Raw genomic sequence first — 26,543 nt, 5'->3', positions numbered from 1 at the left:
TGTCAGCCCAGCATCGGGGCATGGCCCAGGGGCCACGGATTGGCATCGTCGATGACGAGCCATTGGCGCGCCAGCGGTGCGCCGTCTTCCTGCCACGCACCGCGCGCGAGCGCCTGCTCGAGCGGGAAGATGTGTTCGACGTGGCCGCCGAGCGCCTCGTAGTCGTCGCGCCGCATGCTGAACTCGATGGGCGCGACGATGGCCGGCGTGGGCACGGTGCCGAAGCTGTTGTCGGGCATGCGCATGACGTCGGCCATCACGGTGATGCCGCCGCCGGGCCACACATAGGCCGGCGCGCCGCCGCAGGTGACGTTGACCAGCGCGCGCTTGATGGCGCGCGTGAGCAGCACCGGGTTCTCGGTGACGCCCGCGCGCAGGCTGCCGCCGGCGCCACCGAGGAACAGCACGGTGCACAGAGAAGGCTCGCAGTTCTCTCCGATGCGGTCGACGATGCGGCGCACCTCGGGCGGCATTTCCTGTTCGATGGGCTTCAGCGCCTCGTCGAGCACGTACCACTGCGCGTGTTCGCCGGTGGTGGAGGTCATGAGCAGGCGCAGGCCGGGGCGGGCCACGCCCTCTTCCCAGCCGTCGATGATCGCCAGCGGGTCGGCGATGTCGGTGCCGCCCCAGCCGTTGCCCGGGTTCGCGACCTGGAAGTAGCGCCCCGGCGTGGACTTGCGCCCCAGCATCTGGATGCCCGAGGGCGTCATGTCGAGGCAGCGGCCGGCCTGGTGCTCGGTGAGCACGCCGGTGATGTGGTCGTCGACCACCACCACCTCGTCGGCCACGCCGGCGAACTGGCGCGCGAAGATGCCCACGGCGGCCGAGCCGCAGCCCACGCGCATGCGCTGTTCTTCCACGCCGTTGACGATGGGCGCCTTGCCGGCCTGGATGACGAGGCTGGCGCCGCCGTCGATGGTGCATTCGACCGCCTGCTTGTTGCCCAAGAGCTGCATGAGCTCGGCCGTCATGCGGCCCTCTTTCTTGCTGCCGCCCGTGAGGTGGTGCACGCCGCCCAGCGACAGCATCTGCGAGCCGTACTCGGCCGTGGTGACATGGCCCACGACCTCGCCCTTGTAGCGCACGTTGGCCTGCTCGGCGCCCAGGAAGCGGTCGGTGTCGATCTTCACCTTGAAGCTGCAGTAGCTGAAGATGCCTTCGGTGACGACGGTGACCATGTCGACGCCCTGGGCTTTCGAAGCCACGATGAAGGGCGCCGGCTTGTAGTCGGGGTAGGTGGTGGACGAGCCCACGCCGGTGACGAAGACCTCGTCGGCGTGCAGCAGGTCGCCGTTCCAGTCGGGCGTCGTGTCCGCCTCGGTCGCGTCGGCACCGGGCCGGTCGAAGGGCACGAGCGCCGGCTGCTCGCTGGCGAGCGTGCGGCGCAGCAGCACCACCGGGTCGACGCGCACCAGCACGCCCTGGCGGTTGGCGTAGCGGTCGCAGGCGCCGGTGCGGCCGTCGGAGATCTGGCACAGCACCGGGCAGGCGTTGCACTCGACCTTGGCGGTGCTCATCTTCTCGTTGCGCGGCGGCGCCTTGCCGAAGGCGGCGCCGCCGGCCTGCGCGACCAGGGGCATGTCGATGCCGGGCAGTCCGTCTGTCTTGGTGTGTTCAGTCATCGGGGCGATCTCGTGGTGTGGTGCTGTCGGAGCGGGTCTTCAGGCCCCGGAGGTTTGCAACAAACGTGCCGTGCAGGTGCTTGTGCGGCGGCTTTCGTTTGTGTAGCATCCCCTACACTTTCATGTTGCGTTCACTACATCAAAGGTCAATGTAGCAAACAGGCCCGATGCTTGCAATGGTGTTTTCTCGCGGTGTTCATCGGGGTTTTTCCGACCAACGACAATGCAGGGTTGCTAGCCGGCCGATGGCGGACGCCCCAAAGGCGTGCATTTCGGCTCAGCCACCCTTTTCTGTCTTCAACCAACACTTGAGTTCCGTATGAGTGCATTCAGCGAAGAACGCGTCCTGAGCGTCCACCACTGGACCGACCGCCTGTTCACCTTCACCACCACGCGCGACCCGGCGCTGCGCTTCTCGAACGGTCATTTCACGATGATCGGCCTGAAGGTCAACAACAAGCCCCTGCTGCGCGCCTACAGCATCGTGAGCCCGAACTACGAGGAGCACCTCGAGTTCCTGAGCATCAAGGTGGAAGACGGCCCGCTCACCTCGAAGCTGCAACACATCCAGGTGGGCGACACCGTGATCGTGGGCCGCAAGCCCACGGGCACGCTGCTCATCGACTACACGCTGCCGGCCAAGCGCCTGTACCTGTTCGGCACGGGCACCGGCCTGGCGCCGTTCATGAGCATCATCCGCGACCCCGACACCTACGAGAAGTTCGAGCAGGTCATCCTGGTGCACGGCGTGCGCCAGGTCGACGAGCTGGCCTACCACGACCTCGTGACCGACCACCTGCCCAAGCACGAGATCCTGGGCGAGATGATCGCCAAGCAGCTGCTGTACTACCCCACGGTCACGCGCGAGGAGTTCCGCAACCAGGGCCGCGTCACCGACCTGATCGAGAGCAACAAGCTCACCGACGACCTGGGCCTGCCGCCGCTGAACGTCGAGGAAGACCGCGTGATGCTGTGCGGCAGCCCCGGCCTGCTGGTCGACCTGAAGCACATCCTGGAAAAGCGCGGCTTCAAGGAAGGCAACACCTCGACGCCCGGCGACTTCGTGGTCGAACGCGCCTTCGCCGAGAAGTAAGACCCGACACAGAGGCGCTGCGCGCACGATGGCCGACTCCCGCTCCGTCAGCAAGCCCAAGCCCCAGCGCCGCACCGGCGTGCGCGAGGCCGCGGCCCAGGCCACGCGCGACAGCATCCTCAAGGCGGCGACCAAGGTGTTCGCCAAGTACGGCTACGACGGCGGCAGCGTGGAGAAGATCTCCAAGGCCGCCAAGTCGTACGACCGGATGATCTACTACTACTTCGGCAGCAAAGAGGGCCTGTTCATCGCGGTGCTCGAAGGCATCTACCAGCGCATGGACGACGCCGAGGCCGCCATTGCGCTCGACGCCTCGCGGCCCGTGGAAGCGCTCACCGAAGTCATCCGCTTCGTGCTCGGCTACTACCGCAAGAACCCCGAGTTCGTCACGCTCTTGAACACCGAGAACCTGCACAAGGGCCGGCACATCTCGAAGTCGCTGCGGGCGCGCGAGTACTCGTCGCGGGCGGTGGCCATCATTTCGGAAATCCTTGCCAGCGGCGCGGCCCAGGGCCTGTTCCGCACCGACCTCGTGGCGCGCGACATCTACCTGCTGATCGCGTCCACCGGCTATTTCTACACCTCGAACCGGCACACGCTCACGGCCTTCCTCGGCGAGCCGATGGAGTCGCCGGAAGCCGTCGCGCACTGGGAAGATTTCGTGATCGAGACCCTGCTGCGCACCGTGCGTGCGGACGAGGCATCGGACAACAGAACCCCTTCCCCCCCCCACGACGAGGACACAACGAAATGGCAGAAATCGCAGCCGGCGCAAAGTCGGGCAAGGTCGTCATCAAGAACATAGGGCTGCTGCTCTCGGGCGACATCGACAAGCCCATCCTCGACGCCGACACCCTGGTGGTGAACGACGGCCTGATCGTGGCGGTCGGCAAGGAGAAAGACTGCGACCTCGAAGGCGCCGTCACCGTCATCGACGCGAAGAAGACCTGCGTCGCGCCCGGCCTCATCGACAGCCACGTGCACCCGGTGTTCGGCGACTGGACGCCGCGCCAGGGCCAGATCGGCTGGATCGACTCCACCATGCACGGCGGCGTGACCACCATGATTTCCGCCGGCGAGGTGCACCTGCCCGGCCGACCGAAGGACATCGTCGGCCTGAAGGCGCTGGCCATCACCGCGCAGCGCGCCTTCGACAACTTCCGCCCCGGCGGCGTGAAGGTGCTGGCCGGCGCGCCGGTCATCGAAAAGGGCATGGTCGAGAGCGATTTCAAGGAACTCGCCGAGGCCGGCGTGGGCCTGCTGGGCGAAGTGGGCCTGGGCTCGGTGAAGGCCGGCTACGAGGCCAAGGAAATGGTGGCCTGGGCGCGCAAGTACGGCATCCAGAGCACGATCCACACGGGCGGCCCGTCGATCCCCGGCTCGGGCCTGATCGACAAGGACGTGGTGCTCGAGGCCGACGCCGACATCATCGGCCACATCAACGGCGGCCACACCTCGCTGCCCGAAGCGCATGTGTGCGAGCTGTGCGAGAAGAGCACGCGCGCCATCGAGATCGTGCACAACGGCAACGAGAAGGTCGCCATCGCGGCGGCCAAGGCCGCGCTCGAACTCAAGTGCCCGCACCGCGTGATCCTCGGCACCGACGGGCCGGCCGGTTCGGGCGTGCAGCCGCTGGGCATCCTGCGCATGGTGGCGATGCTGTCGTCGATCGCGAACATCCCGGCCGAGCTGGTGTTCTGCTTCGCCACCGGCAACACGGCGAAGATCCGCAAGCTCAACTGCGGCCTGATCGAAGTGGGCCGCGCGGCCGACTTCGTGTTCATGGACCGCGCCCAGCATTCGCCCGCGCCGGGCCTGCTCGAAAGCGTGCAGCTGGGCGACATCCCGGGCGTGGGCATGGTGATGATCGACGGCCTCGTGCGCTGCGGTCGCAGCCGCAACACGCCGCCGGCCACCGAGATTCCGGTGGTGGTGTCGGGCGGGCACTGAACGCGCCTGAGTGAGCGCGCCCGGCGGCGGCCTCAGCCGCCGCTGCGGTGCGAGCGGAAGACCAGGTAGCGCGCCGACAGGAAGTTGGCGCCCATGCCCGCGAGGCTGCCCAGCGCCACGCCGAGCGCGGCGGCCCAGCGGCCCTCCACCCAGTGCAGCGTGAGCACGTAGGTGCCGTAGTTCAGCACGGCGCCGGCCAGCATGGTCGTGAGGTAGCCCAGGTATTCGCGCCAGACCGAACGCCCCGTGGCGGCGCTCGCCGCGAAGGTGTAACGGCGGTTGTAGAGCCAGGTGGTGGTGGCGGCGGCCAGGAACGACACGACGCGCGCGCCGTACCACCCCAGGAGCGGCGCCAGCAGGTAGAGCACCGTCACGTCCACCGCCAGTCCGATCACGCCGGCCACGGCGAACGAGAGGAACTCGCGCCCGATCTTCATGACGGCATCAGCGTGCGCGCAGGCTCTCGCGCACGCAGGGCTGCGCCAGGTAGCGCAGCCGCTTGGCCTCCTGCCGGCCCAGTGTGACGGTGTGCATCACCACGCCGCAGACGAAGGACAGCAGCGCCGCCAGCATCGCGCCGGTGGCGAGCACGGCCGTGGGCAGCCGCGGCACCAGGCCGGTGTGGGCGTAGGTCATGAACAGCGGCACGGCCAGCGCCAGTGAGCCGAGTGCGAGCACGGCCGCGACGATCGAGAAGAACTGCAGCGGCCGTTCGCTCACGAAGAGCTTGCCGATGGTCTTCAGGATGCGCCAGCCGTCGCGGTAGGTCGAGAGCTTGCTGTGCGAGCCTTCGGGGCGCGTGCTGTAGGCGGTGGCTTCCTCGGCGTAGGGCATGCGCAGCTCGAGCGCGTGCACGGTCAGCTCGGTCTCGATCTCGAAGCCCTGCGACAGCGCGGGGAACGACTTGGCATAGCGGCGCGAGAACACGCGGTAGCCCGAGAGCATGTCGGTGAGGCCGCCGCCGAAGAGCTGCGCCACGGTGCCCGTGAGCAGCCAGTTGCCGAAGCGGTGGCCGGCGCGGTAGGTGAGCGCGTCCTGGCCGTCGTCCACGCGGCTGCCGACGACCATGTCGAGGTTGCCCTCGACCAGCCGCGCGATGAGGCGCGGCGCGGCGGTGGTGTCGTAGGTGGCATCGCCGTCGACCATCACGTAGATGTCGGCCTCGACGTCGGCGAACATGCGCCGCACCACGTTGCCCTTGCCGCGCGCGGCCACGTGCGTGACGATCGCGCCGGCCGCGCGGGCCACGGCGGCCGTGTCGTCGGTGGAGTTGTTGTCGAAGACGTGGATCTCGGCACCGGGCAGGGCCGCCCGGAAGCCCTCGATCACCTGGGTGATGGCCAGGGCCTCGTTGAAGCAGGGAATGACCGCGGCAATGCGCGGCACAGCCTGACTGCCGGCTCGGTGCGAGGAGAAATCAGGATCGGTCATGGTGCAGCGGAAAGAATACGGTAGACCCGGGCGCCGTCTTTTTCATACTGCACGGCGAAGTACTTGTCGAAGTCGGTACGCGCGCTGAACACGGGCACCACGCTGTCCGGCAGCACGACGGCGACGAACCCCAGGCCTGCGAGCTTGCGCGCCAGGTCGGCGCCGGAGAGCTTGCCGAAATCGGTGTAGCGCCACGGTCCGAGCGTGTCGCCCCAGATCGGATTGGGACCGTAGTAGATCGCCTCGTTGAGCGCGATCTGGTAGACCCGGCCCTTCGCGTTCGCGCGCAGGTAGTCCATCACCGCGTAGCCCGGCACATGCTTGCGCAGGAAGGCGTCGCGGCTCTCGGGCGTGGGCGAAACCATCGCCACCTTCTTGGCGGTCTGCCCGACCGACACGGCCGCCAGCACGGCCAGCAGCAGCACCACGACCCAGTCGCCGACGCCGGCGCCACTGCGCGGACCGGCGGGTGCGGCAGCCGCCTGCGCTCCACGCAGGCGGCGCACGCCGGCCACGATCCAGACCCCCAGTGCCTGCCAGCCCACGGCTGCCGTCAGGGCCAGCAAGGGGAACGAGGCGGTCAGGTAGCGCGGGTAGCGCGAGGTCACGACCCACACGGCCACCGAGTACAGGCAGAACCAGCCTGCCGCGCGCACGGCAGCGGAGCGCTTCCACCACACGCTGAAGGGCGCGAGGAACACGGGCCAGATCAGCGCGTTGGGCATCTCGGCGTGGACGCGCACGTCGGCCACCTGCTGCACGTAGTCGGCCGGGGTCCACTCGGTGAAGCCGAACACGCGCGCGCCGATCGGGTTGAAGGGGTCGCCCGTCATGATGGCGTTGCGCGCGTACCAGTAGATGCACGGGATCAGGAAGCACAGCAGCGCAGGCGCCCAGGCCCGCCACACGCGACGCTCGTGGCGCACCACGAACACCGCCACCAGCGGCAGGAAGATCAGCGCCTGGTACTTCGAGCCCGCCGCCACGCCGAGGCAGAACGCCGCCAGCGACAGCCAGCGCGTGCCGTCGCGCAGCGGCTCGGACTCGCGCCACCACCACAGCGCCACGAAGGCCGACAGCACGAACAGCGCGACGCCCATGTCGATCAGCGCGTTGGCGTAGTCGCCCATGCCCAGCCAGATGGCCGCACCGATGCAGGCCGTGAGCCGGTTGGCGTGCAGGATGCCGATGCGGAAGATCATCAGCACCGACAGCGCGCCCGCCAAGGCGTTGAGGAAGTGCGGCAGCACGTCGTCGCCCACCTGCAGCGCGGCGGCGTACAGCAGGTTGTAGTTGTACGGAAACCAGGGGTAGCGCAGCCAGTCGTGGATGCCCAGCGTGCCCTGCTGCGCCACGAGGCGTGCATACGGCAGGTGGTACATCAGCTCGTCGAAGGCGGCCGGCGGCGCGAGCGGCGCCACCAGCGCGGGCAGCGCGACCAGCGCCAGCGCGATGGCGGCGATGCGTTCGAAGCGGGTCCACGGCGGCGTGGCGGGCGCGGCCGCGCGCAGCGCCCGCACCTCGGCGCGCCAGCCGCGCCACTGCCACGCGGCGGCCAGGACGCCCGCGCCGATCAGCCCCAGCGTGGCCTCGCGGCGAAAGAGCCCGAAGATGGCCAGCGCCTGAAAGGCACAGATGTAAAGGCCGACACCGAGCGCGGCCGACATGGCCGCCTCGAGCCAGGCGTCGCGGCGCGAGGGCGGGCGCAGGCGCGCGAGCACCGCGCGGCCGGCACCCCAGCAGGCAATCACGAAGATCGCGAACTGGGCGTAGTGCGCGGCGGCAAAGATCAGCTTCTGAATATCAACTCCCGTGGCCGGTCACTCCGGTCGCGCCGACCGGCCGGCAGGTTCAAAGGTTCGGCGCCAGCAGGCGCTCGAGCTCCGCTTCGCTCGTGCGGCGCCGCGCGGCCTGGTCCTGCAACTGGTCGTGCCCGATCTTGCCGACGTTGAAGTACGTCGCATCGGGGTGCCCGAGGTAGAAGCCGCTCACGCTGGCGGCGGGCATCATAGCGAGGCTCTCCGTCAGGGTCATGCCAATGTCCGCGCAATTCAGAAGGTCGAACATCGGGCCCTTCACGCTGTGGTCGGGGCAGGCCGGGTAGCCGGGCGCGGGGCGGATGCCGCGGTACTTCTCGGCAATCATGTCGTCGTTGCTCAGGCCCTCGTGGGGCGCGTAGCCCCACAGGTCGGTACGCACGCGGTGGTGCATGGCTTCGGCAAAAGCCTCGGCCAGCCGGTCGGCCAGGGCCTTGAGCATGATGGCCGAGTAGTCGTCGAGGTCGTCGATGAAGAACTTCTCTTTCTTCTCGACGCCGAGGCCGGCCGTGACGGCGAACACGCCGACGTAGTCCTTCACGCCGCTGTCCTTGGGGGCGACGAAGTCGGCCAGGCAACGGCTGGGACGCATCACGCCGTCGATCATCTGCTTCTCGGTCTGCTGGCGCATGCCGTACCAGGTGAGCGCGACTTCGCTGCGCGTCTCGTCGGTGTACAGCTCGATGTCGTCGTCGTTCACGGTGTTGGCGGGCCAGAAGCCGACCACGCCGCTGGCGCTGAGCCAGCGCCCTTCGATGAGGCGCTTGAGCATGCGCTGGCCGTCGGCGTACACGCGCACGGCCTCGGTGCCGACGATCTCGTCCTTCAGGATGGCGGGGAACGGGCCGGCCAGGTCCCAGGTCTGGAAGAACGGCCCCCAGTCGATGTACTTGGCCAGCTCGGTGAGGTCGAAGTTCTTGAACACGCGCCGGCCGATGAACTTGGGCACGGTGGGCACGAAGTTCGCGAAGTCGACGGGCGTCTTGTTGGCGCGCGCCTTGGCCAAGGGCCACATCGGCACCTGCTTCTTGTTGGCGTGCTGCGTGCGCACCTTCTCGTAGTCGGCGTTGATCTCGTCGATGTACGCGGTGGCCTGGTCGGAGAGCAGCGACTGCGCCACGCTCACGCTGCGCGAGGCATCGGGCACGTAGACCACGGGGCCTTCGTAGTGCGGCGCGATCTTCACGGCCGTGTGCACGCGGCTGGTGGTGGCGCCGCCGATGAGCAGCGGGATCTTCTTGATGCGGAAGTGGTCGTCGCGCTGCATTTCGCCGGCCACGTACTGCATTTCTTCGAGGCTGGGCGTGATGAGGCCCGACAGGCCCACGATGTCCGCGCCCTCGACCTTCGCCTTCGCCAGGATTTCGTGGCACGGGACCATCACGCCCATGTTCACCACTTCGAAGTTGTTGCACTGGAGCACGACGGTGACGATGTTCTTGCCGATGTCGTGCACGTCGCCCTTCACCGTGGCGATGATGATCTTGCCCTTGGTGCGCACGTCGCGGCCGGCGGCCTCGTCGCGCAGCTTTTCGGCTTCGATGTAGGGCAGCAGGTGGGCCACGGCCGACTTCATGACGCGTGCCGACTTGACCACCTGCGGCAGGAACATCTTGCCGGCGCCGAACAGGTCGCCCACGATGTTCATGCCGTCCATGAGCGGGCCTTCGATCACGTGCAGCGGGCGGCCGCCCTTGGCCAGGATCTGCTGGTAGGCCTCTTCGGTGTCCTCGACGATGAAGTCGGTGATGCCGTGCACCATGGCATGCGACAGGCGCTGGTTGACGTGCACCGGCTGCTCCGGCGTGCCGCGCCATTCGAGGCGCTTGCTTTCGTCCTTGGCGCCGCTCTTGGCGGTTTCGGCCACTTCGACCAGGCGCTCGCCCGCATCAGGACGGCGGTTGAGCACCACGTCTTCCACGCGCTCACGCAGCGTGGGCTCCAGGTCGTCGTACACGCCGACCATGCCGGCGTTGACGATGCCCATGTCCATGCCCGCCTGGATGGCGTGGTACAGGAACACGGTGTGGATGGCTTCGCGCATCGGGTCGTTGCCGCGGAAGCTGAAGCTCACGTTGCTCACGCCGCCCGACACCTTGGCGCCCGGCAGGTTCTGCTTGATCCAGCGCACGGCTTCGATGAAGTCGACCGCGTAGTTGTCGTGCTCCTCGATGCCGGTGGCGATCGCGAAGATGTTCGGGTCGAAGATGATGTCTTCGGGCGGAAAGCCCACCTCGTCGACCAGCACGCGGTAGGCGCGCTCGCAGATCTCGATCTTGCGTGCGTAGGTGTCGGCCTGACCCTTCTCGTCGAAGGCCATGACCACCGCGGCGGCACCGTAGCGCTTGACCAGCTTGGCCTCGTGCTTGAACTTGTCGACGCCCTCCTTCATGGAGATGGAGTTGACGATGCCCTTGCCCTGGATGCAGCGCAGGCCAGCCTCGATGACGTCCCACTTCGAGCTGTCGACCATCACCGGCACGCGCGCGATGTCGGGCTCGCTGGCAATGAGGTTCAGGAAGCGGACCATGGCGACCTTGCTGTCGAGCATGGCCTCGTCCATGTTGATGTCGATCACCTGGGCGCCGTTCTCGACCTGCTGGCGCGCGACGGCCAGGGCGTCCTCGAACTGGCCGTTGAGGATCATGCGCGCGAAGGCCTTGGAGCCGGTGACGTTGGTGCGCTCGCCGATGTTGACGAACAGCGTGCCCTCGCCGATGGCGACCGGTTCGAGGCCGGACAGCTTCATGGGAGGGGGAGCGACGGGAGCGGAAACGGATGCGGGAATCTGGGACATGGCCTCACCTGCGGAAGAGTCGGACAGGCGAGCGTCGTTGTCGCCCCAAGCCTGACGATTCGCCTCTGTGGCGAACCGCTGCAACGCTCCTTGGGAAGTCGCGCATTTTAGGTCGATTCGATTGCGCCCTGGGAAAACCCCAGTTTTCATTCCTGCACGTGTCAACAGAATGCGCCCACCGTTTCTGAACGAACGTTCGTGTTTTTAACCAAACGTAAGGGAGTTCGCCGATGGCCAGGAAGTGGAATGTCCGGTTGCAGCATGCAGCCACCCCGATGCGCGCCGTGGCCTTGAGCTGCGGCCTCCTGGCCGCCGCGGCCCTCGCGGTTCACGCGCCACCGGCGCATGCCGCCGCCGGCGACAGCGCCACGCGCGTCGAGGCCCGCGTCACCTCCGACACGGCGAAGACCAGGTACCCGATCGTGCTGGTCCACGGCCTGCTGGGCTTCGACAACCTGCTGGGCGTCGACTACTTCTACGACATCCCCGGCCGGCTGGCCGCCGCGGGCGCCAAGGTGTACGTGGCGCAGGTGTCGGGCACCAACACCTCCGAGATCCGCGGCGAGCAGCTGCTGCAGGAGCTCAAGACCATCCGCGCGCTGGAGCAGAACCCCACGCTCAAGTTCAACCTCATCGGCCATTCGCAGGGCTCGCCCACGGTGCGCTACGTGGCGGCGGTGGCGCCCGACATGGTGGCCTCGGTCACCTCGGTGGGCGGCGCCAACGGCGGCTCGAAGGTGGCCGACCTGCTGGCCAAGCTGCCCGAAGGCGGCATCGGCCAGACCCTGGTGGTGAAGGCCGTCGGCCTGCTGACGGGGCTGATCGGTTTTCTCTCGGGCAAGGACCCGAGCCAGCTGCCCGAAGTGCCGCTGAACGCGCTGGCCTCGCTGACCACGGCGGGCGGCGCGGCCTTCGACGCCAAGTTCCCGCAGGGGCGCCCCGCGCCGGGCTCGTCGTGCGACGTGAAGAGCGGTGCGGCCGTGGCCAACGGCGTGCGCTACTACTCGTGGTCGGGCGTGTCGACCAGCTTCAACCTGTTCGACCCGAGCGACACGGCGCTGTCGACGCTGGGCAGCCTGTTCTTCTTCGGCGAGGCCAACGACGGCCTGCTCGCGGTCTGCACCACGCGCCTGGGCACCCACCTGGGCGACTACCGCCAGAACCACCTGGACGAGGTGAACCAGGCCTTCGGCAACACCTACGGCAGCCAGTTCCCGTACTACGAGAAGAAGCCGCCGGAGCTGTTCAGGGAACAGGCCGCGCGACTCAAGAGCGCGGGGCTCTGAGGACGCTGCGCATGCGCGGTGTGGCCTTGACCATCGGCGCGGTCGCGCTGGTGGCCGCGGGGACCGGCTGGCTGGCGCTCGGCCCCGGGGCGGTCGATGCACCGCAGGCCGCCGCGCCCCGCGCCACGACGGCGGTCGCGGTGCCCGGCGTGCCCCAGCCGGCGCAGTCCACCGCCGCGGCCCCCGACGCCCTCCTCACCAGCGAGCTCATCACCCTCTTCGACCAGGTGCTCGCCGAAGCGCAGGCCGACAGCAAGGCCACGCTGATGGCCCGCGCGCCCGCCCTGCTCGCCCAGCGCCTGCGCGAAGACTGGCGCGTGCGCGCACTCGGCCTGCTCGAGCGCTACGTCGACATGCAGGAAGCCCTGCGCACCCTGCAGCCGCCCGCGCCCGGCGACCCGGCCTTTTTGCGGCGCAGCCTGGAGGCGCGCGAAGCGGTGCGCCGGCAGTTCTTCGCGCCCGAGGAAATCGAAGGCCTGTTCGGTGACCAGATCCGGCAGGACCGGTTCATGGCCGAGAAGATGGAACTGCTGTCCAACCCCGACCTCACGCCCGAGCAGCGCGCCGCGGCGCTCGCGCAGAGCGAGCAGGCCTGGCTGTCACCCGCGCAGCGCGAGGTGCGCAAGGAGGCGGTGGCCCATCTGGACGTGATGCGCCAGACCGAGGCGCTGCAGGCGCGCGGCGCCAGCCCCCAGGAGCGCTTTGCCGCGCGCAGCGAGACCTACGGCTACGAGGTGGCGCGCGGCCTGGCCACGCTCGACCAGGAAACCCAGGAATGGAATGCGCGGCTCGACCGCTACGCCAGCGCGCCCGAGGCCGAGCGGGCCCAGCTGCGCGAGACGCTCTTCAACGAGAACGAGCGCCTGCGCCTGAGCGGTGCCCTGGCGATGCGCTCGGCCGCCGCGTCCAAGCCGGCGAGGTGAATCGGCTAAGTAAGCGCAGGCTTACGCAGGCTGCGCTTCGCCCATGGCCGAGGCCGGCAGGCCGAACACGCGGTCGAAGGCCCAGTTGAAGACGAAGGTGTAGACCAGGAAGAACACCACCAGGCCCAGGTCCATCACCAGCGCCTGCCAGAGCGACACGCCCAGGCCCCAGGCCAGCATCGGCACCAGGAAGGCGATCAGGCCGCCCTCGAAGCCGATGGCGTGGGCGATGCGGCGCTTCAGGCTGCGCCCGCGCACCGCCTGGCGCGACTCCCAGCGCTCGAACAGGGCGTTGAAGGTCAGGTTCCAGATCACCGCGATGACCGAGGCGCCCACGGCCAGCAGGCCCGAGTGGCCGAGACCCGCGTCCGACATCAGGGCCAGGCCGGCGCTGGCCGCCACGATGGCGATGCCCTCGTAGAGGGAGATGTAAACGATCCGACGCTGAAGGCCCTGCATGACTGTTTCTCTGTGTGTTTGACTGCGATGGAGGGACTTTATTTGCTTTTAGTTGATATAAAAAGTTAACTTGTTTCAGTTTTATTGATAGATCGGGCGCCATGGCTTTCTCCAGCGACAACGTCGAGGTCTTCCTGGCCGTGATCGACCACGGCTCGTTCTCGGCCGCCGCGCGGGCGCTGCGCAAGGTGCCGTCGGCCGTGAGCATGGCCATCGCCCACCTCGAGGCCGAGCTGGCGCTGCCGCTGTTCGACCGCAGCGGCCGCGAGCCCCAGCCCACGTCGGCCGCGCGCTCGCTCGAGCCGCAGGCACGGCTGCTCGCGGCCCAGCTGCGGCAGTTGCAGGTGCAGGCGCTGGCGCTCACGCAGGGGCTGGAAGACCGGCTCACGCTGGCCATCGCGCCCGAGCTGCTGGCCGCACCCTGGAGCGGGCCGCTGGCCGCGCTGGCCGACGACTACCCGTTGCTGCAGGTCGAGGTGCTGGCCGCGCCGCAGGCCGACGCGCTGGCGCTGTTGCACAGCGGCCGGGCGCAGCTGGCGCTGGTGTTCGAGCGCCCCAGCCTCGACGGCCGCGAGGGCTTCCAGGAGGTGGGCAGCGACACCATGGTGGCCGTGATGGCGCCCGAGCACCCCGTGCTGCGCGCCGCGGCCGGCGGGCGCCTGCGCGAGGAGCACCTGACCAACACGCGCCAGATCGTGGTCGCGGGGCGCGACCTGGCCACCAGCGACCCGCGCTTCGTGTTCGCGCGGCATGTCTGGCGCACCGACAACGCGCTGGCCGCGCTGAGCCTGATCACCGCCGGGCTGGGCTGGGGCTGGCTGCCGCGCAACTTCGCGCGGCCGCACGTGGCGGCGGGCGCGCTGGTCGAGATTCCGTTCGAGAACCTCAGCAACGGGCTGGACCTGTGGGTGGACGTGGTGTGGTCGCGCGAACGGCCGCTGGGGCTGGGGGCGCAGCGCTTCGTGGCGCTGATCGCGCGCGACCGGCAGGCGGCGGCCGGCATCGAAACGCCGGCCGTGTGAGCCGGGTCAATTCTTTCCGTGGCCGTGGCCGTGCCCGCCTCCACCGCCGTGCCCACCGCCCCCACCGTGCGGACGCCCTCCTCCACCCCCGCCACCCCCACCGGGCCGGCCCCCGCCCGGATGCGGATGCGACACGCCCGGCGGCGGCCCGGGCCGGAAGCCCGGCTGCGGGCGCGGCGGGCGGAACCCCGGATCGACGGGCGGCCGGATGCCCGGCCCGTGCGGGGGACGAACCCCTGGTCCGTGAGGTGGACGGAACCCAGGCCCCGGCGGCCAGGGCCGAGGCTGCCAGCCCGGGTGCACGGGCGGCGGCGGGCGCCAGCCCGCGATCGGCGGCGGCGGGGGCCGCTGGCCCCACCAGCGCCGGTCGCCGTACCAGGGGCGGTCGCGGTAGTAGTCGGCCCAGTAGCTGCCGATCACGAAGCTCACGATCGGCACGCCGATGACCGCGCCGTAGGTGGCCAGCGGCACGCGCTGCTGCTGGTAGGCGTAGTCGAGGTTCCTTGCCCAGACCCAGCCGCGCCCGCCGTCGGGCAGCACCACGTCGCACCAGCCGTAGCCGCTGGTGCAGCCGACCACGTCGACCGGCTGCCCCGGCCCGAGCCGTGCCACCAGCGGGTAGTCGCCCGAGGGTCCGGCGCGCATGTTGACCGCGCCGCGCGTGAAAGCCTGCTGCGCCGCCGCCGCGAACGGCAGCAGCAGGACGAACGCGCCCAAGGCAGCGCGGCGCAAGAAGGATGTGGCGTTCATGGGAGGCTCCTGTGCGCCCCAGCGTAGGCGTGGGGCGGGGAGCCGTCAATCAGCCGAGGGCGCGCGTGGCGCCTGGCTTCAGGCGGCCTCTTTGTAGAAGCCGTTGCTGTTGAGTGCACGCCCCTTCGCAGGCGCCACCGCCGCACCGATCGCCGCGATATGGTCCGGCGTGGTGCCGCAGCAGCCGCCCACGATGTTCACCAGCCCCTCGGCCGCGAACTCGTGCAGCAGGCGCGAGGTGACGTCGGGCGTCTCGTCGAAGCCGGTGTCGCTCATCGGGTTGGGCAGGCCGGCGTTCGGGTAGCAGCTGATGTAGGTGTCGCCCGCCACGCGCGCCAGCTCCTGGATGTAGGGGCGCATCAGCGTCGCGCCCAGCGCGCAGTTCAGGCCGATGGCCAGCGGCTGCGCATGGCGCACGCTGTGCCAGAAGGCCGTGACGGTCTGGCCGCTGAGGATGCGCCCCGACGCATCGGTCACCGTGCCGCTGATGATCAGCGGCAGGCGCTGGCCGCTGTTGTCGAAGTACTCGTCCACCGCGAACAGCGCGGCCTTGGCGTTGAGCGTGTCGAAGATGGTCTCGACCAGGATCACGTCGGCACCGCCTTCGACCAATGCCTCGGTCTGCTCGTAGTACGCCGCGCGCAGCGATTCGAAATCGACACTGCGCGCGCCCGGGTCGTTCACGTCGGGGCTGATGCTCGCGGTCTTGGGCGTCGGGCCGAGGGCGCCGGCCACGAAGCGCGGCTTGTCGGGCGTGCTGTACTTGTCGCAGGCCGCGCGCGCCAGCTTGGCCGATTCGAGGTTCATCTCGCGCGCCAGGTGGGCCATCTTGTAGTCCTCCTGCGCGATGGTGGTGGCGCCGAAGGTGTTGGTCTCGATGAGGTCGGCGCCGGCCGCGAGGTAGGCCTCGTGGATGTCGGTGATGACGTCGGGGCGCGTGAGCGACAGCAGCTCGTTGTTGCCCTTCACATCGCGCTCGAAGTCCTTGAAGCGCTCGCCGCGGTATTGCTCTTCCGTGAGCTTGAAGCGCTGGATCATCGTGCCCATCGCGCCGTCGAGGATGGCAATGCGGCTGGCCAGGATGCCCGGCAGCGCCTGGCCGCGGGTATAGATGAGGGGCTTGGTCATGTCCGCGATTGTAAAAACCCCGGTCTGGCCCGGCGCGCAGGCGGGTCTTGCCGGCGTCAGCCTTGCCCGCCCGCGATCTCCGCCAGCGCCTGCACGAAGCGCGCGTTGTCCGCGTCGGTGCCCACCGAGACGCGGATGAAGGTCTCGAAGCCCGGCTCTTTCCAGGGCTTGACGATGATCCCGCGCGACAGCAGGGCCTCGTTGACCGGCGCGTTGGGCCGCCCGAGGTCGACGAACAGGAAGTTGGCCGCCGAAGGCGCGATGCGCAGGCCCGGCCAGACCGACCCGGCCAGGGCGCGAAGCTGCGCCGCCAGCACCTCGCGCTGCTGCACGGTGCGCGCCACCGCCTGCGCCATGAAGGCCTCGTCGCCCCAGGCCGCCAGCGCCGCGGCCTGCGCCGCCAGGTTCACGTTGAAGGGCGTGCGCACGCGGTCGAGCAGCTGCACCAGCGCCGCGTCGGACGCGATGCCGTAGCCCACGCGCAGGCCGGCCAGGCCCCAGGCCTTGGAGAAGGTGCGCAGCACGATCCAGGGGGAGCGGCCTTCGCCGGCCGCCTGCCATGCGCGCAGCAGGGCGAGCACGTCGGGGTAACCGGGCGCCAGCCGCGCATATTCGTAGTAGGCCTCGTCCACCACCAGCAGCGTGCCCGCGGGCACCGCCGCGAGCAGGCGCGCGAAGTCGGCCGCATCGAACATGCAGCCGACCGGGTTCGAGGGGTTGGCCAGCATCACGACCTTGGGCCCGCGCGCGAGCGCGGCGCACCAGGCGTCGACGTCGAAGCCGAGTTCCGGCGTGAGCGTCAGCAGCTCGACCTGCGCGCCCATCATGCGCGGGTAGATCTCGTGCAGGCCGAAGGCCGGGCGCTGCGTGAGCACGCGGTCGCCCGGCGACAGCAGCGCCTGGCACAGCATCTGCAGGATGTCCTCGGAGCCATTGCCGATCACCACCTCGCCGGGCTGCGCACCGGTGCGCTGCGCAATCGCGGCACGCAGCGCCGTGGAGTTGGCGTCGGGGTAGGTGCCCGCGCGCGCCGCCAGGTCGACCAGCGCCCGCGCCACCGCGGGGCTGGGGCCGTACGGGTTCTCGTTGCTCGCCAGCCGCGCGATCTCGCTGACGCCGTAGCGCGCGCGCACGGCGTCCGAGGACAGCCCCGCGTTGTAGGGCGGCAGCGGCGGCACCTCGGGGCGCGCGAACGCGTGGATGGCGGCGCTCACCGGGCGCCGCCTTCGACGAAGGCCAGCACCGCTTCCAGCATCCGGCGCACATGCGGCTTCACGCCCGCGGCCACGTCGGGCAGGTAGTCGAAGGGCAGCGCTTCCTGCATGTAGCTCGACTGGGTCATCTCCAGCTGCACCGCGTGCACGCCGCCGGCCGGGTTGCCGTACTGGCGCGTGATGTGGCCGCCCTTGAAGCGGCCGTTGAGCACGCCGGTGTAGCCCGGCGCCGATTCGGCGATGCCGCGCAGCGTGGCGGCCAGCGCGGGGTCGCAGCTCTTGCCGTCGGCGGTGCCCAGGTTCAGGTCGGGCAGCTTGCCTTCGAAGAAGCGCGGCAGCACGGAGCGGATCGAGTGCGCGTCCCACAGCGCGACGGTGCCGTGCGCGGCCTGCAGGCGGTCAAGCTCGGCCTGCAGCTGCTGGTGGTACGGACGCCAGACGGCCTCGCGGCGTTCGGCGATCTCGGCATCCGACGGCTGCTCGGCGGCGCTCATGTAGACCGGCGTGTCGTCGAAGGTGTCGACCGGGCACAGGCCGGTGACGCTCTGGCCCGGGTACAGGCTGGCGCCGTCCGGCGGACGGTTCAGGTCGACCACGTAGCGCGAGTGCGTGGCCACGAGCACCGAGGCGCCGAGCGCGTCGGCGAAGTCGTAGAGCTGCTCGAGGTGCCAGTCGGTGTCGGGCACGTGGCGCGCCTCGTCGGTGAAGCGGGCGGCCAGCGCGGGCGGCACGTGCGTGCCGACGTGCGGCATCGAGATCAGCAGCGGGCGCGTGCCCTGGCGGAAGCGGAACGCCGGTTCGGTGGTGGTGAAGGCCATGGGAATTCAGTCCTTGAGGAGTTGGGTGCGCGCGGCAACGAAGGCGGCTGCGGCATCGCCATGCAGCGCGTGGCGCCCGGCCGTGACGCGCGGGCGGCCCGCCACCCAGACCGCGTCGACGGCCGAGGTGCGGTGGCTCGCGAACACATGGGCCGAGAGCATGTCAGGGGCCGACAGGCCCTGCAGCGCGAGGTGATGGGCATCGAGCACGACAAAGTCGGCCTGCTGCCCCGCGGCCAGCCCGCCGACCGCACGGCCCGCCGCTTGCGCCCCGCCCTGCACGGCTTCGAGCGTGAGCGCGGTGGCCACGTGCGGCTGCGCCGCGCTGGCGCCGACGTTGCGCTGGCGCCGGCCCAGGCGCTGGCTGTATTCGAGCATCAGCAGTTCTTCGGCCGCGTTGACGCTGGCATGGCTGTCGGAGCCCACGCCCCAGGCGCCGCCGTGGCTGCGCCAGCGCGCGAAGTCGAAGATGCCGTCACCCAGGTTGGCCTCGGTGGTCGGGCACAGGCCCGCGACCGCGCCGCTCTGGGCCGCGTATTCGTACTCGGCGTCGTTCATGTGCGTGGCGTGCACGAGGCACCAGCGCGCGTCGACAGCCGCGTGGTCGAGCAGCCATTCGACCGGGCGCAGGCCGCTCCACTCCACGCAGTCGTCCACTTCCTTCGTCTGCTCGGCGATGTGGATGTGGACCGGCGCGGTGCGGTCGATGGCGTCCAGGCCGGCGAGCGCCTCGCGCAGCGCCTCGGGCGGCACGGCGCGCAGCGAATGCGGCGCCAGGCCCAGGCGCGCGCCCTGCGCGTCGCAGTCGGGCTTGAGCGCGTCGAGCAGGCGCAGCATCGATTCGGTCGAGCGGATGAAGCGGCGCTGCCCCTCGGTGGGCGGCTGGTCGCCGAAGCCGCTGGTCTGGTAGAGCACGGGCAGCAGCGTGAAGCCGATGCCCGTGTTCTGCGCGGCGCGCAGCAGCGCGCGGCTCAGCGCCGCGTCGTCGGCGTAGGGGCGGCCGTCGGTGTCGTGGTGCACGTACTGGAACTCGCACACGCTGGTGTAGCCCGCCTCGAGCATCTCGGCGTAGAGCCAGGTGGCGATGGCCTCCATGTGCTGCGGGCCGAGGCGCGCGGCAAAGCGGTACATCAGCGTGCGCCAGCTCCAGAAGCTGTCCTGCTGCTCGGCGCGGTGCTCGGTGAGTCCGGCGAAGGCGCGCTGGAAGGCGTGCGAATGCAGGTTGGGCATGCCCGGGATCACCGGGCCGGTCGCCACCTGCGCGCCCGCTGGCGGTTGCGCGGCGGACTGAACCTGCGTGAGCTGGCCGGCGTCGTTCCACGTCAGCAGGACGTTCTTCGTCCAGCCTGCGGGCAGCAGCGCATCGGCTGCGAAAAGCGTGTGTGTCATTCGGTGGCTCCGATGGCGATGCGTCCCTGGCGCACCACGACGCGCACCGGCTGCTGGCCGAACCAGTAGGCCAGCTCGGCGGCGTCGTGCAGGTTCCAGAGCACGAAGTTGGCGGGCATGCCGGGCGCGATGGCGCCGTGCGTGTCCTGCAGGCCCAGCGCGCGCGCGGCGTGCACGGTGACGCCGGCCAGCGCCTCGGGCACGGTGAGGCGGAACAGCGTGCAGGCCATGTTGGCCATCAGCAGCAGGCTCAGCGTCGGCGAGGTGCCGGGGTTGTGGTCGGTCGACACGGCCATCGGCACGCCCGCGGCGCGCAGCGCGTCGATGGGCGGCAGGTGCGTGTCGCGCAGCGTGTAGTAGGCGCCGGGCAGCAGCACGGCCACGGTGCCCGACTGGCGCATGGCCGCGATGCCGTCGGCCGACAGGTGCTCGATGTGGTCGCACGACAGCGCGCCGTAGCGCGCGGCCAGCGCCGCGCCGCCCATGTCCGAGAGCTGCTCGGCATGCAGCTTCACCGGCAGGCCCAGCGCCTGCGCGGCCTGGAAGACCTGCTCGGTTTCCGCGAGCGAGAAGGCGATGCGTTCGCAGAACACGTCGACCGCATCGACCAGCCCTTCGGCGGCGAGCGCAGGCAGCATCTCCTTGCAGACGAGGTCGATGTAGTCGCCGCTGCGGCCCGCGTACTCGGGCGGCAGCGCGTGCGCACCGAGGAAGGTGGTGCGCACGGTGACGCCGTAGGCCTGGCCCAGGCGCCGCGCCACGCGCAGCTGCTTGCGCTCGTGCGCGAGCGCCAGGCCGTAGCCCGACTTGATCTCGATGGCGCACACACCGTCAGCCAGCAGCTGCTCGAGGCGCGCGGCGGCCTGGGCGAACAGCGTGTCTTCGTCGGCCTCGCGCGTGGCGCGCACCGACGAGACGATGCCGCCACCGGCCTTCGCCACCTCTTCGTAGGTGGCACCCGCCAGCCGCATCGCGAACTCGTTGGCGCGCTGGCCACCGTAGACCAGGTGCGTGTGGCAGTCGACGAGCCCGGGCGTGACGAGCGCGCCGCCGCCGTCGTGCGGCGCGAGCCCCGCGAATTCGGCGGGCAGGTCGGCGCGCGCGCCGACCCAGCGGACCGTGCCCTGTGCGACCACGAGGGCGGCTTCGGCGTCGGGCGCCAAGGTCAGGCCGGGCGCCGCACCGGGCGCCAGGCGCAGGCCGGTCCACAGGCCGTCGGCCGAGGGGAATTCGCTGGGGGGTGTCATCGTCATCTCCTGTTCTTTGCTTGGGCCGCTCAGGCCGGCAGGAAGCGCACGGCCACCAGCCGCGCGCCGTCGCTCACCGGTGCGGCCTGCCATGCCTGCGCGGCGTCGGTCCAGCACAGGCCCTCGCCTTCGCCCAGGGCCTCGCCGTCATTCAAGCGCCACTCGCCGCGCAAGGCCAGCAGCACGCCGTGCGGCGCGGGCGCGATGTCGGCGGCGCGTTCCAGCACCTGCACCTCGGCGCGCCACTGGCCGCCGCGCGCCATCACGTTGAAGTCGTTCGAGGCGCCGCCGAGCAGCGTGCAGTCGATCGGGTCGTCGCCCGAGAAGGCGAAGGGCTGGTGCGGCACGTCGAGCCGGTGCGACACGCGGCCGTCGTGCGTGAAGAGGCGCACGCCGTCGCCTTCGAGCAGCATGATCTGGCGCTCGATGCCCGGGAACACCGAGAACGGGCCCGGCGACGCGATGGTGGCGATGCTCACGCGCCAGCCGAAGCTGTCAAGCCCCGCGCCTGGCGGCCAGCTGGCGATTTCCTGCGTGGTGCCGCCGCCGTTCTTCCAGGGCGTGGCGCGCAGGGTCGCGCGCGAAAAACGCTGCACGCTCATCGCATCAACCCGCCCTGGCGCAGCTTCTGTTCGAAATGCCGCAGGATCAAGGTCATCGTTCCCGTGAGCATGAAGTACACGAGCGCGATGGCCAGGTACACCTCGAGCGAGCGGTACGACACGCTGATGATCTTCTGGCCTTCGTGCATCACGTCATGGATCGTGAGCAGCGACACCAGCGCCGAGTTCTTGATGAGCGCGATGAACTCGTTGCCCAGCGGCGGAATCATGCGCACCACGGCCTGCGGCAGCACGATCTGGCGCATCGCCACGCCGGGCGTCATGCCCAGCGATTGCGCGGCCATGGTCTGGCCCTTGTCGATCGACTGGATCGCGCCGCGCACGATCTCGGACACGTAGGCGCCCGAGTACACGCCGAGCCCCAGCACGCCGCACACAAAGGCGGGCAGCAGGATGCCGAAGTGCGGCAGGCCGAAGAACAGGATGAACAGCTGCACCAGCAGCGGCGTGCCGCGAATCGCCGCCACGTAGGCGGTGCACACGCCGTAGATCCAGCGCCGCTTCGGGTTCAGCCGGCCGATGCCGACCAGCAGGCCCAGCACGCAACCGAGCGCCAGCGCGCAGGCGGTGATCTCCACCGTGACCAGCGCGCCGCGCAGCAGGTCGGGCCAGCCCTGCCAGACGGGCGAGAAATCGAAGTCCATGGCGCGCTTACTTGGCGTTCGCGCTGAACCACTTCTTGACGATGGCCGCGTAGGTGCCGTCGGCCTTGAGCTTCTCGATCGCGCCGTTCACGGCCTTGGTGAGCTCGGGCGTGTCCTTGCGGATGGCCATGCCGTATTCCTCGGTGGTGATCTGCTCGTCGAGCACCTTCAGGCCGCCGCGCGTGCGCACGTACTGGAAGGCCGCGGGCTTGCCGGTGACGGCGGCGTCGGCGCGGCCGATGTCCACGAGGTTGAACATCTCCTGGTTCTTCTCGACTTCCATCAGCTGCACCTGCGGGAATTTCTCCTTGGTGTAGGCCACCGACTTGGTGCCCACCTGCACGCTGACCTTCTTGCCGTTGATGTCGGCCGGCTTCTTGATGGTGGTGTTGCCGTCCTTCACCATGACCACGAGGCCGCCGGCGTAGTACGGCACGGTGAAGTCGACAACCTTCTTGCGCTCGTCGGTGATGTAGATGCCCGACACGGCCATGTCGAAGCGCTTCGAAATGAGGCCCGGCACGAGACCCTTGAAGTCGATGTCGATCCACTCGATCTTGCGGCCCAGCGTCTTGCCGATGGCTTCCACCAGCTCCACGTCGAAGCCGGTGCGCTTGCCGTTTTCCACGAACTCCATCGGAGGGAAGGTGGCGTCGGTGGCCACGCGCAGCGGCTCGCCCTGGGCTTGCGCGGCGCCAGCGAAACCGAAGAAGGCGAGGCCGGACAGGGCGGCGGCGACGAGGGTGCGACGGGTGTTCATGGGAGGGCTTTCGTGGAGGTGAGGGAGGGAGAAAGAAAAAGAAAAGCGGCGACTACTGCAGTGCGCGCGAGATGCGGGCCGCCGTGACGACGGTCATGTGGACCAATGCAGCTTCCATGCCTTCGACGCGCGTGAGCGGCGCCATGAGCGTGATCGCCCCGCGCAGGCGCCGGCCCGCGGCCAGCACCGGCGCGCTCGCGCCCCACACGCCGGCATCGACCTCGCCGTGGGTCACGGCATGGCCGGCGGCGCGGATGGCGTCGAGTTCGGCGGCGCGCTCGGCGCGGCGTTCGGGGGCTTCGTCGAGGCCGTCGAGCAGCAGGTCGCGCGCGTCGTCGGGCGCGTGGGCCAGCAGGCACTTGGCGCTGGCGCCGTCGCGCGCGGGCACGCTGCGGCCGCGGTCGAAGGAGCAGCGCAGCGACTGTTCGCTGTCGATCATCTCCAGGCACACGACGCGCTCGTTCACCAGGGTGACGAGCGCCACGCTCTCGTGGCTCTGCTGCGCCAGCACGCGCATGTCGGCGCGCGCGGCCATCACGAGGTCGGAGTTGCCGTCGAAGCCGCTGGCCAGCTGCACGCTGACGGGCCCCGGCGAGTAGCGGCCCTCGGACTCCATCACGAAGCCCCAGCGGCGCAAGGTGGCGACCTGGCGGTACAGCGTGCTCTGCGACAGGCCGGTGGCCTGCACCAGCTCGGCCGCCGTCATCGCCGCCTTGCTTTGCGCCAGCACCGACAGCACGAACAGCGCGCGGTCGTTGTGGGCGGGAGCGTCAAGGGGGGTCGTCATCGGGGGCAATCGCTGGGCGGTCGAAAGTGGATGCGGCGTGCAGTATCTTGCTCGCCGTTCTCACGACCAAGCCCGAATTCCCACTCGATGGGAATGAGCGCGTTTTTTCTTTCTACCTTCGTCTTACCAAGCGGGTCGGACTCAGCGCACCAGCAGCGGAAAGAGCGGATCGTCCATCGGCGCGCCGGCCGGCAGGCGCTCGGCCAGGCCCGGGAAATCGGGCGAGGTCTTCCAGCTGCGCGGGGCGTGGCGGATGTCGTCGCCCAGGAAGCGCACCGAGAACACGCGGCGCCGGTTCGGCCCCTCGACGCCGGCCGCCGCATGCAGGGTAAGCATGTGGAAGCAGACGAAGTCGCCCGGCTCGATGTCCCAGCCGACGATGGGAAAGCGCTCGCGCGCACCCTCGATGTCGGGCAGGTCGTCGAGGCTGCCTTCGGGGAACCACTTGGCGTGGTTGTCCATGAAGGTGCGCGGCATGAGCCACGGCCCCTTGTGGGAGCCGGCCACGAACTCGAGCGTGGCGGCACGCGACACCGGGTCGACCGGAATCCACATGCTGACGTTCTGCATGCCCTCGATGTTGTAGTAGGGCTGGTCCTGGTGCCACGGCGTGCGCTGACGCGTGCCGGGCTCCTTCACGAGCAGGTGGTCGTGGTACAGGCGCACGGTGTCCGAGCCCATGAGCCGCTGCGCGAGGGGCGCCAGCGGTGCCTGCCGGATGAAGCGGCCGAAGGCGTCGATCTCCTGCCAGTTGCAGAAGTCCTCGAAGAAGCGGCCCGGGTCGTCGGGCCGGCTCGCGACCTTGGCGCGCGGGCTGGGCGCCGCCAGGTTCGCCTCGATGCCGTCACGCAGCAGCGCGAGTTCGTCGGCCGTGAGCAGCTGGCGGATGCAGACCGCGCCGTCGCGCTGGAACTGCGCCACCAGCGCGTCGTCCACGCGTTCGCGCACGCGGCGCTGCAGGTCGGAAGCATCGAGGGTCATCGTCGGGTCTCCTTCTTTGTCGGGGTGTCGGTGACCCGCTTTTTTACTTCACCTGCGGCGCCTGCCGGCGTTACTTGATCATCGGCAACTTGAGGCCCTGCTTCTTCGCCGTGGCGACCGCGATGTCGTAGCCCGCGTCCGCATGGCGCATGACACCGGTGGCCGGGTCGTTGAAGAGCACGCGCCCGATGCGCTTGGCCGCCGCGTCGGTGCCGTCGCACACGATCACCACGCCCGAGTGCTGCGAGTAGCCCATGCCCACGCCGCCGCCGTGGTGCAGGCTGACCCAGGTCGCGCCGCCGGCCGTGTTGAGCAGGGCGTTGAGCAGCGGCCAGTCGGAGACGGCGTCGGTGCCGTCCTTCATGGCTTCGGTCTCGCGGTTCGGGCTGGCGACCGAGCCGGTGTCCAGGTGGTCGCGGCCGATGACGATGGGGCCCTTGAGCTCGCCGTTCTTCACCATCTCGTTGAAGGCCAGGCCGGCGATGTGGCGCTCGCCCAGGCCGAGCCAGCAGATGCGCGCGGGCAGGCCCTGGAAGGCGATGCGCTCGCGCGCCATGTCGAGCCAGCGGTGCGTGTGGGTGTTGTCGGGGAACAGCTCCTTGATCTTGGCGTCGGTCTTGTAGATGTCTTCCGGGTCGCCCGAGAGCGCCACCCAGCGGAACGGGCCCTTGCCCTCGCAGAACAGCGGACGGATGTAGGCCGGCACGAAGCCCGGGAAGTCGAAGGCGTTCTTCACGCCTTCGTCGAACGCGACCTGGCGGATGTTGTTGCCGTAGTCGACCGTGGGGATGCCCATGGCCTGGAAGTCGAGCATGGCCTGCACGTGCACGGCGCACGACTTGGCGGCGGCCTTCTTCAGCGCGTCGTGTTGCGACGCGTCCTTCATGGCGGCCTGCCATTGCGGCACGGTCCAGCCCGAGGGCAGGTAGCCGTTGATCAGGTCGTGCGCGGAGGTCTGGTCGGTCACGAGGTCGGGCTTGAGGCCGCCGGCCTTCGCGCGCTTGACCAGCTCGGGCAGGATGTCGGCCGCGTTGCCCAGCAGCGCGATCGACACGGCTTCCTTGGCATCGCAATGCTGCTGGATGAGCTCGAAGGCGTGGTCGATGTCGCGTGCCTGCTTGTCGACGTAGCGCGTGCGCAGGCGGAAGTCGATGCTCGACTGCTGGCACTCGATGTTCAGCGACACGGCGCCGGCCAGCGTGGCCGCGAGCGGCTGCGCGCCGCCCATGCCGCCCAGGCCAGCCGTCAAGATCCACTTGCCCGCGAGGCTGTTGTTGTAGTGCTGGCGGCCGGCTTCGACGAAGGTCTCGAAGGTGCCTTGCACGATGCCCTGGCTGCCGATGTAGATCCAGCTGCCCGCCGTCATCTGGCCGTACATGAAGAGGCCCTGGCGATCGAGCTCGTTGAAGTGCTCCCAGTTGGCCCACTTCGGCACGAGGTTGGAGTTGGCGAGCAGCACGCGCGGTGCATCGGCATGCGTCTTGAACACACCGACCGGCTTGCCCGATTGAATGAGCAGCGTCTCGTCGTCTTCCAGTTCCTTCAGCGAGGCGAGGATCTGGTCGTAGCAGGCCCAGTCGCGCGCGGCGCGGCCGATGCCGCCGTACACCACGAGGTCTTGCGGGCGCTCGGCCACCTCGGCGTCGAGGTTGTTCTGCAGCATGCGGTACGGCGCTTCGGTGAGCCAGCTCTTGCAGTTGAGCTCGGTGCCGCGCGGGGCGCGGATCACGCGGGTCGGGTCATGGCGCGGATCGGCGCCGGTGGGAGTGTTCAGGGCGAATTTGTCGGGTGCGTTCATGGCG

At 69.6% G+C, this 26,543-nt stretch carries 24 protein-coding genes and 1 riboswitch; of the genes, 6 read left to right on the top strand and 18 right to left on the bottom strand.

Translation table 11 applies throughout. The features are described from left to right. Positions 1 to 2: 2 nt before the first annotated feature. Positions 3 to 1,622 (bottom strand): 6-hydroxynicotinate reductase, encoded by a 1,620-nt coding sequence (locus AC07OH_RS21560; protein WP_495302059.1) that lies wholly within the window; start codon positions 1,620 to 1,622, stop codon positions 3 to 5. Between the two features lie 319 nt (positions 1,623 to 1,941). Here AC07OH_RS21560 and AC07OH_RS21555 point away from each other — a divergent pair, with 319 nt between their 5' ends. Genes AC07OH_RS21555 through AC07OH_RS21545 form a run of 3 tightly spaced genes read left to right on the top strand, consistent with a single transcriptional unit; the run spans position 1,942 to position 4,665 of the window. After that, a complete protein-coding gene (locus tag AC07OH_RS21555; protein ID WP_062473986.1) occupies positions 1,942 to 2,715 on the top strand; it encodes a ferredoxin--NADP reductase in 774 nt (257 codons plus the stop codon). A gap of 28 nt (positions 2,716 to 2,743) precedes the next feature. Continuing rightward, on the top strand, positions 2,744 to 3,520 hold the full coding sequence (locus AC07OH_RS21550) for a TetR/AcrR family transcriptional regulator (RefSeq protein WP_492682359.1): 777 nt from the start codon (positions 2,744 to 2,746) through the stop codon (positions 3,518 to 3,520). Continuing rightward, positions 3,466 to 4,665: an amidohydrolase family protein gene (locus AC07OH_RS21545; protein ID WP_487848888.1), complete on the top strand. Its 1,200-nt coding sequence runs from the start codon at positions 3,466 to 3,468 to the stop codon at positions 4,663 to 4,665. Before AC07OH_RS21550 ends, AC07OH_RS21545 begins: the two co-directional genes overlap by 55 nt. Before the next feature lie 32 nt (positions 4,666 to 4,697). Here AC07OH_RS21545 and AC07OH_RS21540 read toward each other — a convergent pair whose 3' ends face one another. The 4 genes from AC07OH_RS21540 to metH form a co-directional block, all read right to left on the bottom strand. After that, positions 4,698 to 5,102, bottom strand: a complete 405-nt coding sequence (locus AC07OH_RS21540) for a GtrA family protein (protein WP_492682355.1) — start codon at positions 5,100 to 5,102, stop codon at positions 4,698 to 4,700. A gap of 7 nt (positions 5,103 to 5,109) precedes the next feature. After that, complete coding sequence (locus AC07OH_RS21535) at positions 5,110 to 6,096, bottom strand: glycosyltransferase family 2 protein (protein ID WP_495302058.1); 987 nt, start codon at positions 6,094 to 6,096, stop codon at positions 5,110 to 5,112. Then, positions 6,093 to 7,847: an ArnT family glycosyltransferase gene (locus tag AC07OH_RS21530; protein ID WP_495302057.1), complete on the bottom strand. Its 1,755-nt coding sequence runs from the start codon at positions 7,845 to 7,847 to the stop codon at positions 6,093 to 6,095. The genes AC07OH_RS21535 and AC07OH_RS21530 overlap by 4 nt, the downstream gene beginning before the upstream one ends. Positions 7,848 to 7,947: 100 nt before the next feature. Next, positions 7,948 to 10,710 carry a methionine synthase gene (metH, locus tag AC07OH_RS21525; protein WP_492682353.1) on the bottom strand — a complete coding sequence of 921 codons (2,763 nt, stop codon included), beginning with the start codon at positions 10,708 to 10,710 and terminating at the stop codon, positions 7,948 to 7,950. A 22-nt stretch (positions 10,711 to 10,732) separates the two neighbouring features. After that, a riboswitch (S-adenosyl-L-homocysteine riboswitch) is annotated at positions 10,733 to 10,808 on the bottom strand. A gap of 132 nt (positions 10,809 to 10,940) precedes the next feature. Here metH and AC07OH_RS21520 point away from each other — a divergent pair. Continuing rightward, positions 10,941 to 11,996: an esterase/lipase family protein gene (locus AC07OH_RS21520; protein WP_495302056.1), complete on the top strand. Its 1,056-nt coding sequence runs from the start codon at positions 10,941 to 10,943 to the stop codon at positions 11,994 to 11,996. An 11-nt stretch (positions 11,997 to 12,007) separates the two neighbouring features. Further along, positions 12,008 to 12,919: a lipase secretion chaperone gene (locus AC07OH_RS21515; protein WP_495302055.1), complete on the top strand. Its 912-nt coding sequence runs from the start codon at positions 12,008 to 12,010 to the stop codon at positions 12,917 to 12,919. Positions 12,920 to 12,940: 21 nt separating this feature from the next. On the opposite strand, the gene AC07OH_RS21510 is transcribed toward AC07OH_RS21515, so the two are convergent. Continuing rightward, positions 12,941 to 13,378 (bottom strand): PACE efflux transporter, encoded by a 438-nt coding sequence (locus tag AC07OH_RS21510; RefSeq protein WP_062473998.1) that lies wholly within the window; start codon positions 13,376 to 13,378, stop codon positions 12,941 to 12,943. A 101-nt stretch (positions 13,379 to 13,479) separates the two neighbouring features. Between AC07OH_RS21510 and AC07OH_RS21505 the strand changes: the two genes are divergently transcribed. Next, positions 13,480 to 14,400 carry a LysR family transcriptional regulator gene (locus tag AC07OH_RS21505; RefSeq protein ID WP_495302054.1) on the top strand — a complete coding sequence of 307 codons (921 nt, stop codon included), beginning with the start codon at positions 13,480 to 13,482 and terminating at the stop codon, positions 14,398 to 14,400. Positions 14,401 to 14,406: 6 nt separating this feature from the next. Here AC07OH_RS21505 and AC07OH_RS21500 read toward each other — a convergent pair whose 3' ends face one another. From AC07OH_RS21500 to hutU, 12 genes are all read right to left on the bottom strand, one after another. Then, positions 14,407 to 15,150, bottom strand: coding sequence for an SH3 domain-containing protein (locus tag AC07OH_RS21500; RefSeq protein ID WP_495302053.1), 744 nt, complete (start codon positions 15,148 to 15,150; stop codon positions 14,407 to 14,409). Between the two features lie 78 nt (positions 15,151 to 15,228). Next, the gene (locus AC07OH_RS21495; protein WP_495302052.1) at positions 15,229 to 16,278 is read right to left on the bottom strand and encodes a homocysteine S-methyltransferase family protein; all 1,050 of its coding nucleotides are present in this window, start codon (positions 16,276 to 16,278) and stop codon (positions 15,229 to 15,231) included. A 56-nt stretch (positions 16,279 to 16,334) separates the two neighbouring features. Then, positions 16,335 to 17,492, bottom strand: a complete 1,158-nt coding sequence (locus tag AC07OH_RS21490; RefSeq protein ID WP_495302051.1) for a histidinol-phosphate transaminase — start codon at positions 17,490 to 17,492, stop codon at positions 16,335 to 16,337. Further along, the gene (hutG, locus tag AC07OH_RS21485) at positions 17,489 to 18,310 is read right to left on the bottom strand and encodes an N-formylglutamate deformylase (RefSeq protein ID WP_495302050.1); all 822 of its coding nucleotides are present in this window, start codon (positions 18,308 to 18,310) and stop codon (positions 17,489 to 17,491) included. Before hutG ends, AC07OH_RS21490 begins: the two co-directional genes overlap by 4 nt. A gap of 6 nt (positions 18,311 to 18,316) precedes the next feature. Continuing rightward, positions 18,317 to 19,699, bottom strand: a complete 1,383-nt coding sequence (locus AC07OH_RS21480; protein WP_495302049.1) for a formimidoylglutamate deiminase — start codon at positions 19,697 to 19,699, stop codon at positions 18,317 to 18,319. Continuing rightward, positions 19,696 to 20,952 (bottom strand): imidazolonepropionase, encoded by a 1,257-nt coding sequence (gene hutI / locus AC07OH_RS21475; RefSeq protein WP_495302048.1) that lies wholly within the window; start codon positions 20,950 to 20,952, stop codon positions 19,696 to 19,698. The genes AC07OH_RS21480 and hutI overlap by 4 nt, the downstream gene beginning before the upstream one ends. 23 nt (positions 20,953 to 20,975) lie before the next feature. Next, positions 20,976 to 21,548: a HutD/Ves family protein gene (locus tag AC07OH_RS21470; RefSeq protein ID WP_495302047.1), complete on the bottom strand. Its 573-nt coding sequence runs from the start codon at positions 21,546 to 21,548 to the stop codon at positions 20,976 to 20,978. Then, positions 21,545 to 22,213 carry an amino acid ABC transporter permease gene (locus AC07OH_RS21465; protein WP_062482282.1) on the bottom strand — a complete coding sequence of 223 codons (669 nt, stop codon included), beginning with the start codon at positions 22,211 to 22,213 and terminating at the stop codon, positions 21,545 to 21,547. Before AC07OH_RS21465 ends, AC07OH_RS21470 begins: the two co-directional genes overlap by 4 nt. Positions 22,214 to 22,220: 7 nt before the next feature. Further along, positions 22,221 to 22,973: a transporter substrate-binding domain-containing protein gene (locus AC07OH_RS21460; RefSeq protein WP_390347413.1), complete on the bottom strand. Its 753-nt coding sequence runs from the start codon at positions 22,971 to 22,973 to the stop codon at positions 22,221 to 22,223. A gap of 52 nt (positions 22,974 to 23,025) precedes the next feature. Continuing rightward, positions 23,026 to 23,760, bottom strand: coding sequence for an IclR family transcriptional regulator (locus AC07OH_RS21455; protein ID WP_070064051.1), 735 nt, complete (start codon positions 23,758 to 23,760; stop codon positions 23,026 to 23,028). 141 nt (positions 23,761 to 23,901) lie between these two features. After that, the gene (locus AC07OH_RS21450) at positions 23,902 to 24,741 is read right to left on the bottom strand and encodes a phytanoyl-CoA dioxygenase family protein (RefSeq protein ID WP_307589766.1); all 840 of its coding nucleotides are present in this window, start codon (positions 24,739 to 24,741) and stop codon (positions 23,902 to 23,904) included. A gap of 70 nt (positions 24,742 to 24,811) precedes the next feature. Continuing rightward, positions 24,812 to 26,539, bottom strand: coding sequence for a urocanate hydratase (hutU, locus tag AC07OH_RS21445; protein WP_495302046.1), 1,728 nt, complete (start codon positions 26,537 to 26,539; stop codon positions 24,812 to 24,814). Positions 26,540 to 26,543: the final 4 nt, after the last annotated feature.

It is taken from the genome of Variovorax sp. GW821-FHT10C12 (assembly GCF_059415405.1).
Note: the sequence above shows the minus strand (reverse complement) of the source record. Positions and strands in the feature narration are given on the sequence as shown.

Excerpts from the sequence above, each read along its gene's own strand:
- AC07OH_RS21560 (WP_495302059.1), bottom strand. The coding sequence starts at position 1,622 with ATGACTGAACACACCAAGACAGACGGACTGCCCGGCATCGACATGCCC.
- AC07OH_RS21555 (WP_062473986.1), top strand. The coding sequence starts at position 1,942 with ATGAGTGCATTCAGCGAAGAACGCGTCCTGAGCGTCCACCACTGGACC.
- AC07OH_RS21550 (WP_492682359.1), top strand. The coding sequence starts at position 2,744 with ATGGCCGACTCCCGCTCCGTCAGCAAGCCCAAGCCCCAGCGCCGCACC.
- AC07OH_RS21545 (WP_487848888.1), top strand. The coding sequence starts at position 3,466 with ATGGCAGAAATCGCAGCCGGCGCAAAGTCGGGCAAGGTCGTCATCAAG.
- AC07OH_RS21540 (WP_492682355.1), bottom strand. The coding sequence starts at position 5,102 with ATGAAGATCGGGCGCGAGTTCCTCTCGTTCGCCGTGGCCGGCGTGATC.
- AC07OH_RS21535 (WP_495302058.1), bottom strand. The coding sequence starts at position 6,096 with ATGACCGATCCTGATTTCTCCTCGCACCGAGCCGGCAGTCAGGCTGTG.
- metH (WP_492682353.1), bottom strand. The coding sequence starts at position 10,710 with ATGTCCCAGATTCCCGCATCCGTTTCCGCTCCCGTCGCTCCCCCTCCC.
- AC07OH_RS21520 (WP_495302056.1), top strand. The coding sequence starts at position 10,941 with ATGGCCAGGAAGTGGAATGTCCGGTTGCAGCATGCAGCCACCCCGATG.
- AC07OH_RS21515 (WP_495302055.1), top strand. The coding sequence starts at position 12,008 with ATGCGCGGTGTGGCCTTGACCATCGGCGCGGTCGCGCTGGTGGCCGCG.
- AC07OH_RS21510 (WP_062473998.1), bottom strand. The coding sequence starts at position 13,378 with ATGCAGGGCCTTCAGCGTCGGATCGTTTACATCTCCCTCTACGAGGGC.
- AC07OH_RS21505 (WP_495302054.1), top strand. The coding sequence starts at position 13,480 with ATGGCTTTCTCCAGCGACAACGTCGAGGTCTTCCTGGCCGTGATCGAC.
- AC07OH_RS21500 (WP_495302053.1), bottom strand. The coding sequence starts at position 15,150 with ATGAACGCCACATCCTTCTTGCGCCGCGCTGCCTTGGGCGCGTTCGTC.
- AC07OH_RS21495 (WP_495302052.1), bottom strand. The coding sequence starts at position 16,278 with ATGACCAAGCCCCTCATCTATACCCGCGGCCAGGCGCTGCCGGGCATC.
- hutG (WP_495302050.1), bottom strand. The coding sequence starts at position 18,310 with ATGGCCTTCACCACCACCGAACCGGCGTTCCGCTTCCGCCAGGGCACG.
- AC07OH_RS21480 (WP_495302049.1), bottom strand. The coding sequence starts at position 19,699 with ATGACACACACGCTTTTCGCAGCCGATGCGCTGCTGCCCGCAGGCTGG.
- hutI (WP_495302048.1), bottom strand. The coding sequence starts at position 20,952 with ATGACGATGACACCCCCCAGCGAATTCCCCTCGGCCGACGGCCTGTGG.
- AC07OH_RS21470 (WP_495302047.1), bottom strand. The coding sequence starts at position 21,548 with ATGAGCGTGCAGCGTTTTTCGCGCGCGACCCTGCGCGCCACGCCCTGG.
- AC07OH_RS21465 (WP_062482282.1), bottom strand. The coding sequence starts at position 22,213 with ATGGACTTCGATTTCTCGCCCGTCTGGCAGGGCTGGCCCGACCTGCTG.
- AC07OH_RS21460 (WP_390347413.1), bottom strand. The coding sequence starts at position 22,973 with ATGAACACCCGTCGCACCCTCGTCGCCGCCGCCCTGTCCGGCCTCGCC.
- AC07OH_RS21455 (WP_070064051.1), bottom strand. The coding sequence starts at position 23,760 with ATGACGACCCCCCTTGACGCTCCCGCCCACAACGACCGCGCGCTGTTC.
- AC07OH_RS21450 (WP_307589766.1), bottom strand. The coding sequence starts at position 24,741 with ATGACCCTCGATGCTTCCGACCTGCAGCGCCGCGTGCGCGAACGCGTG.
- hutU (WP_495302046.1), bottom strand. The coding sequence starts at position 26,539 with ATGAACGCACCCGACAAATTCGCCCTGAACACTCCCACCGGCGCCGAT.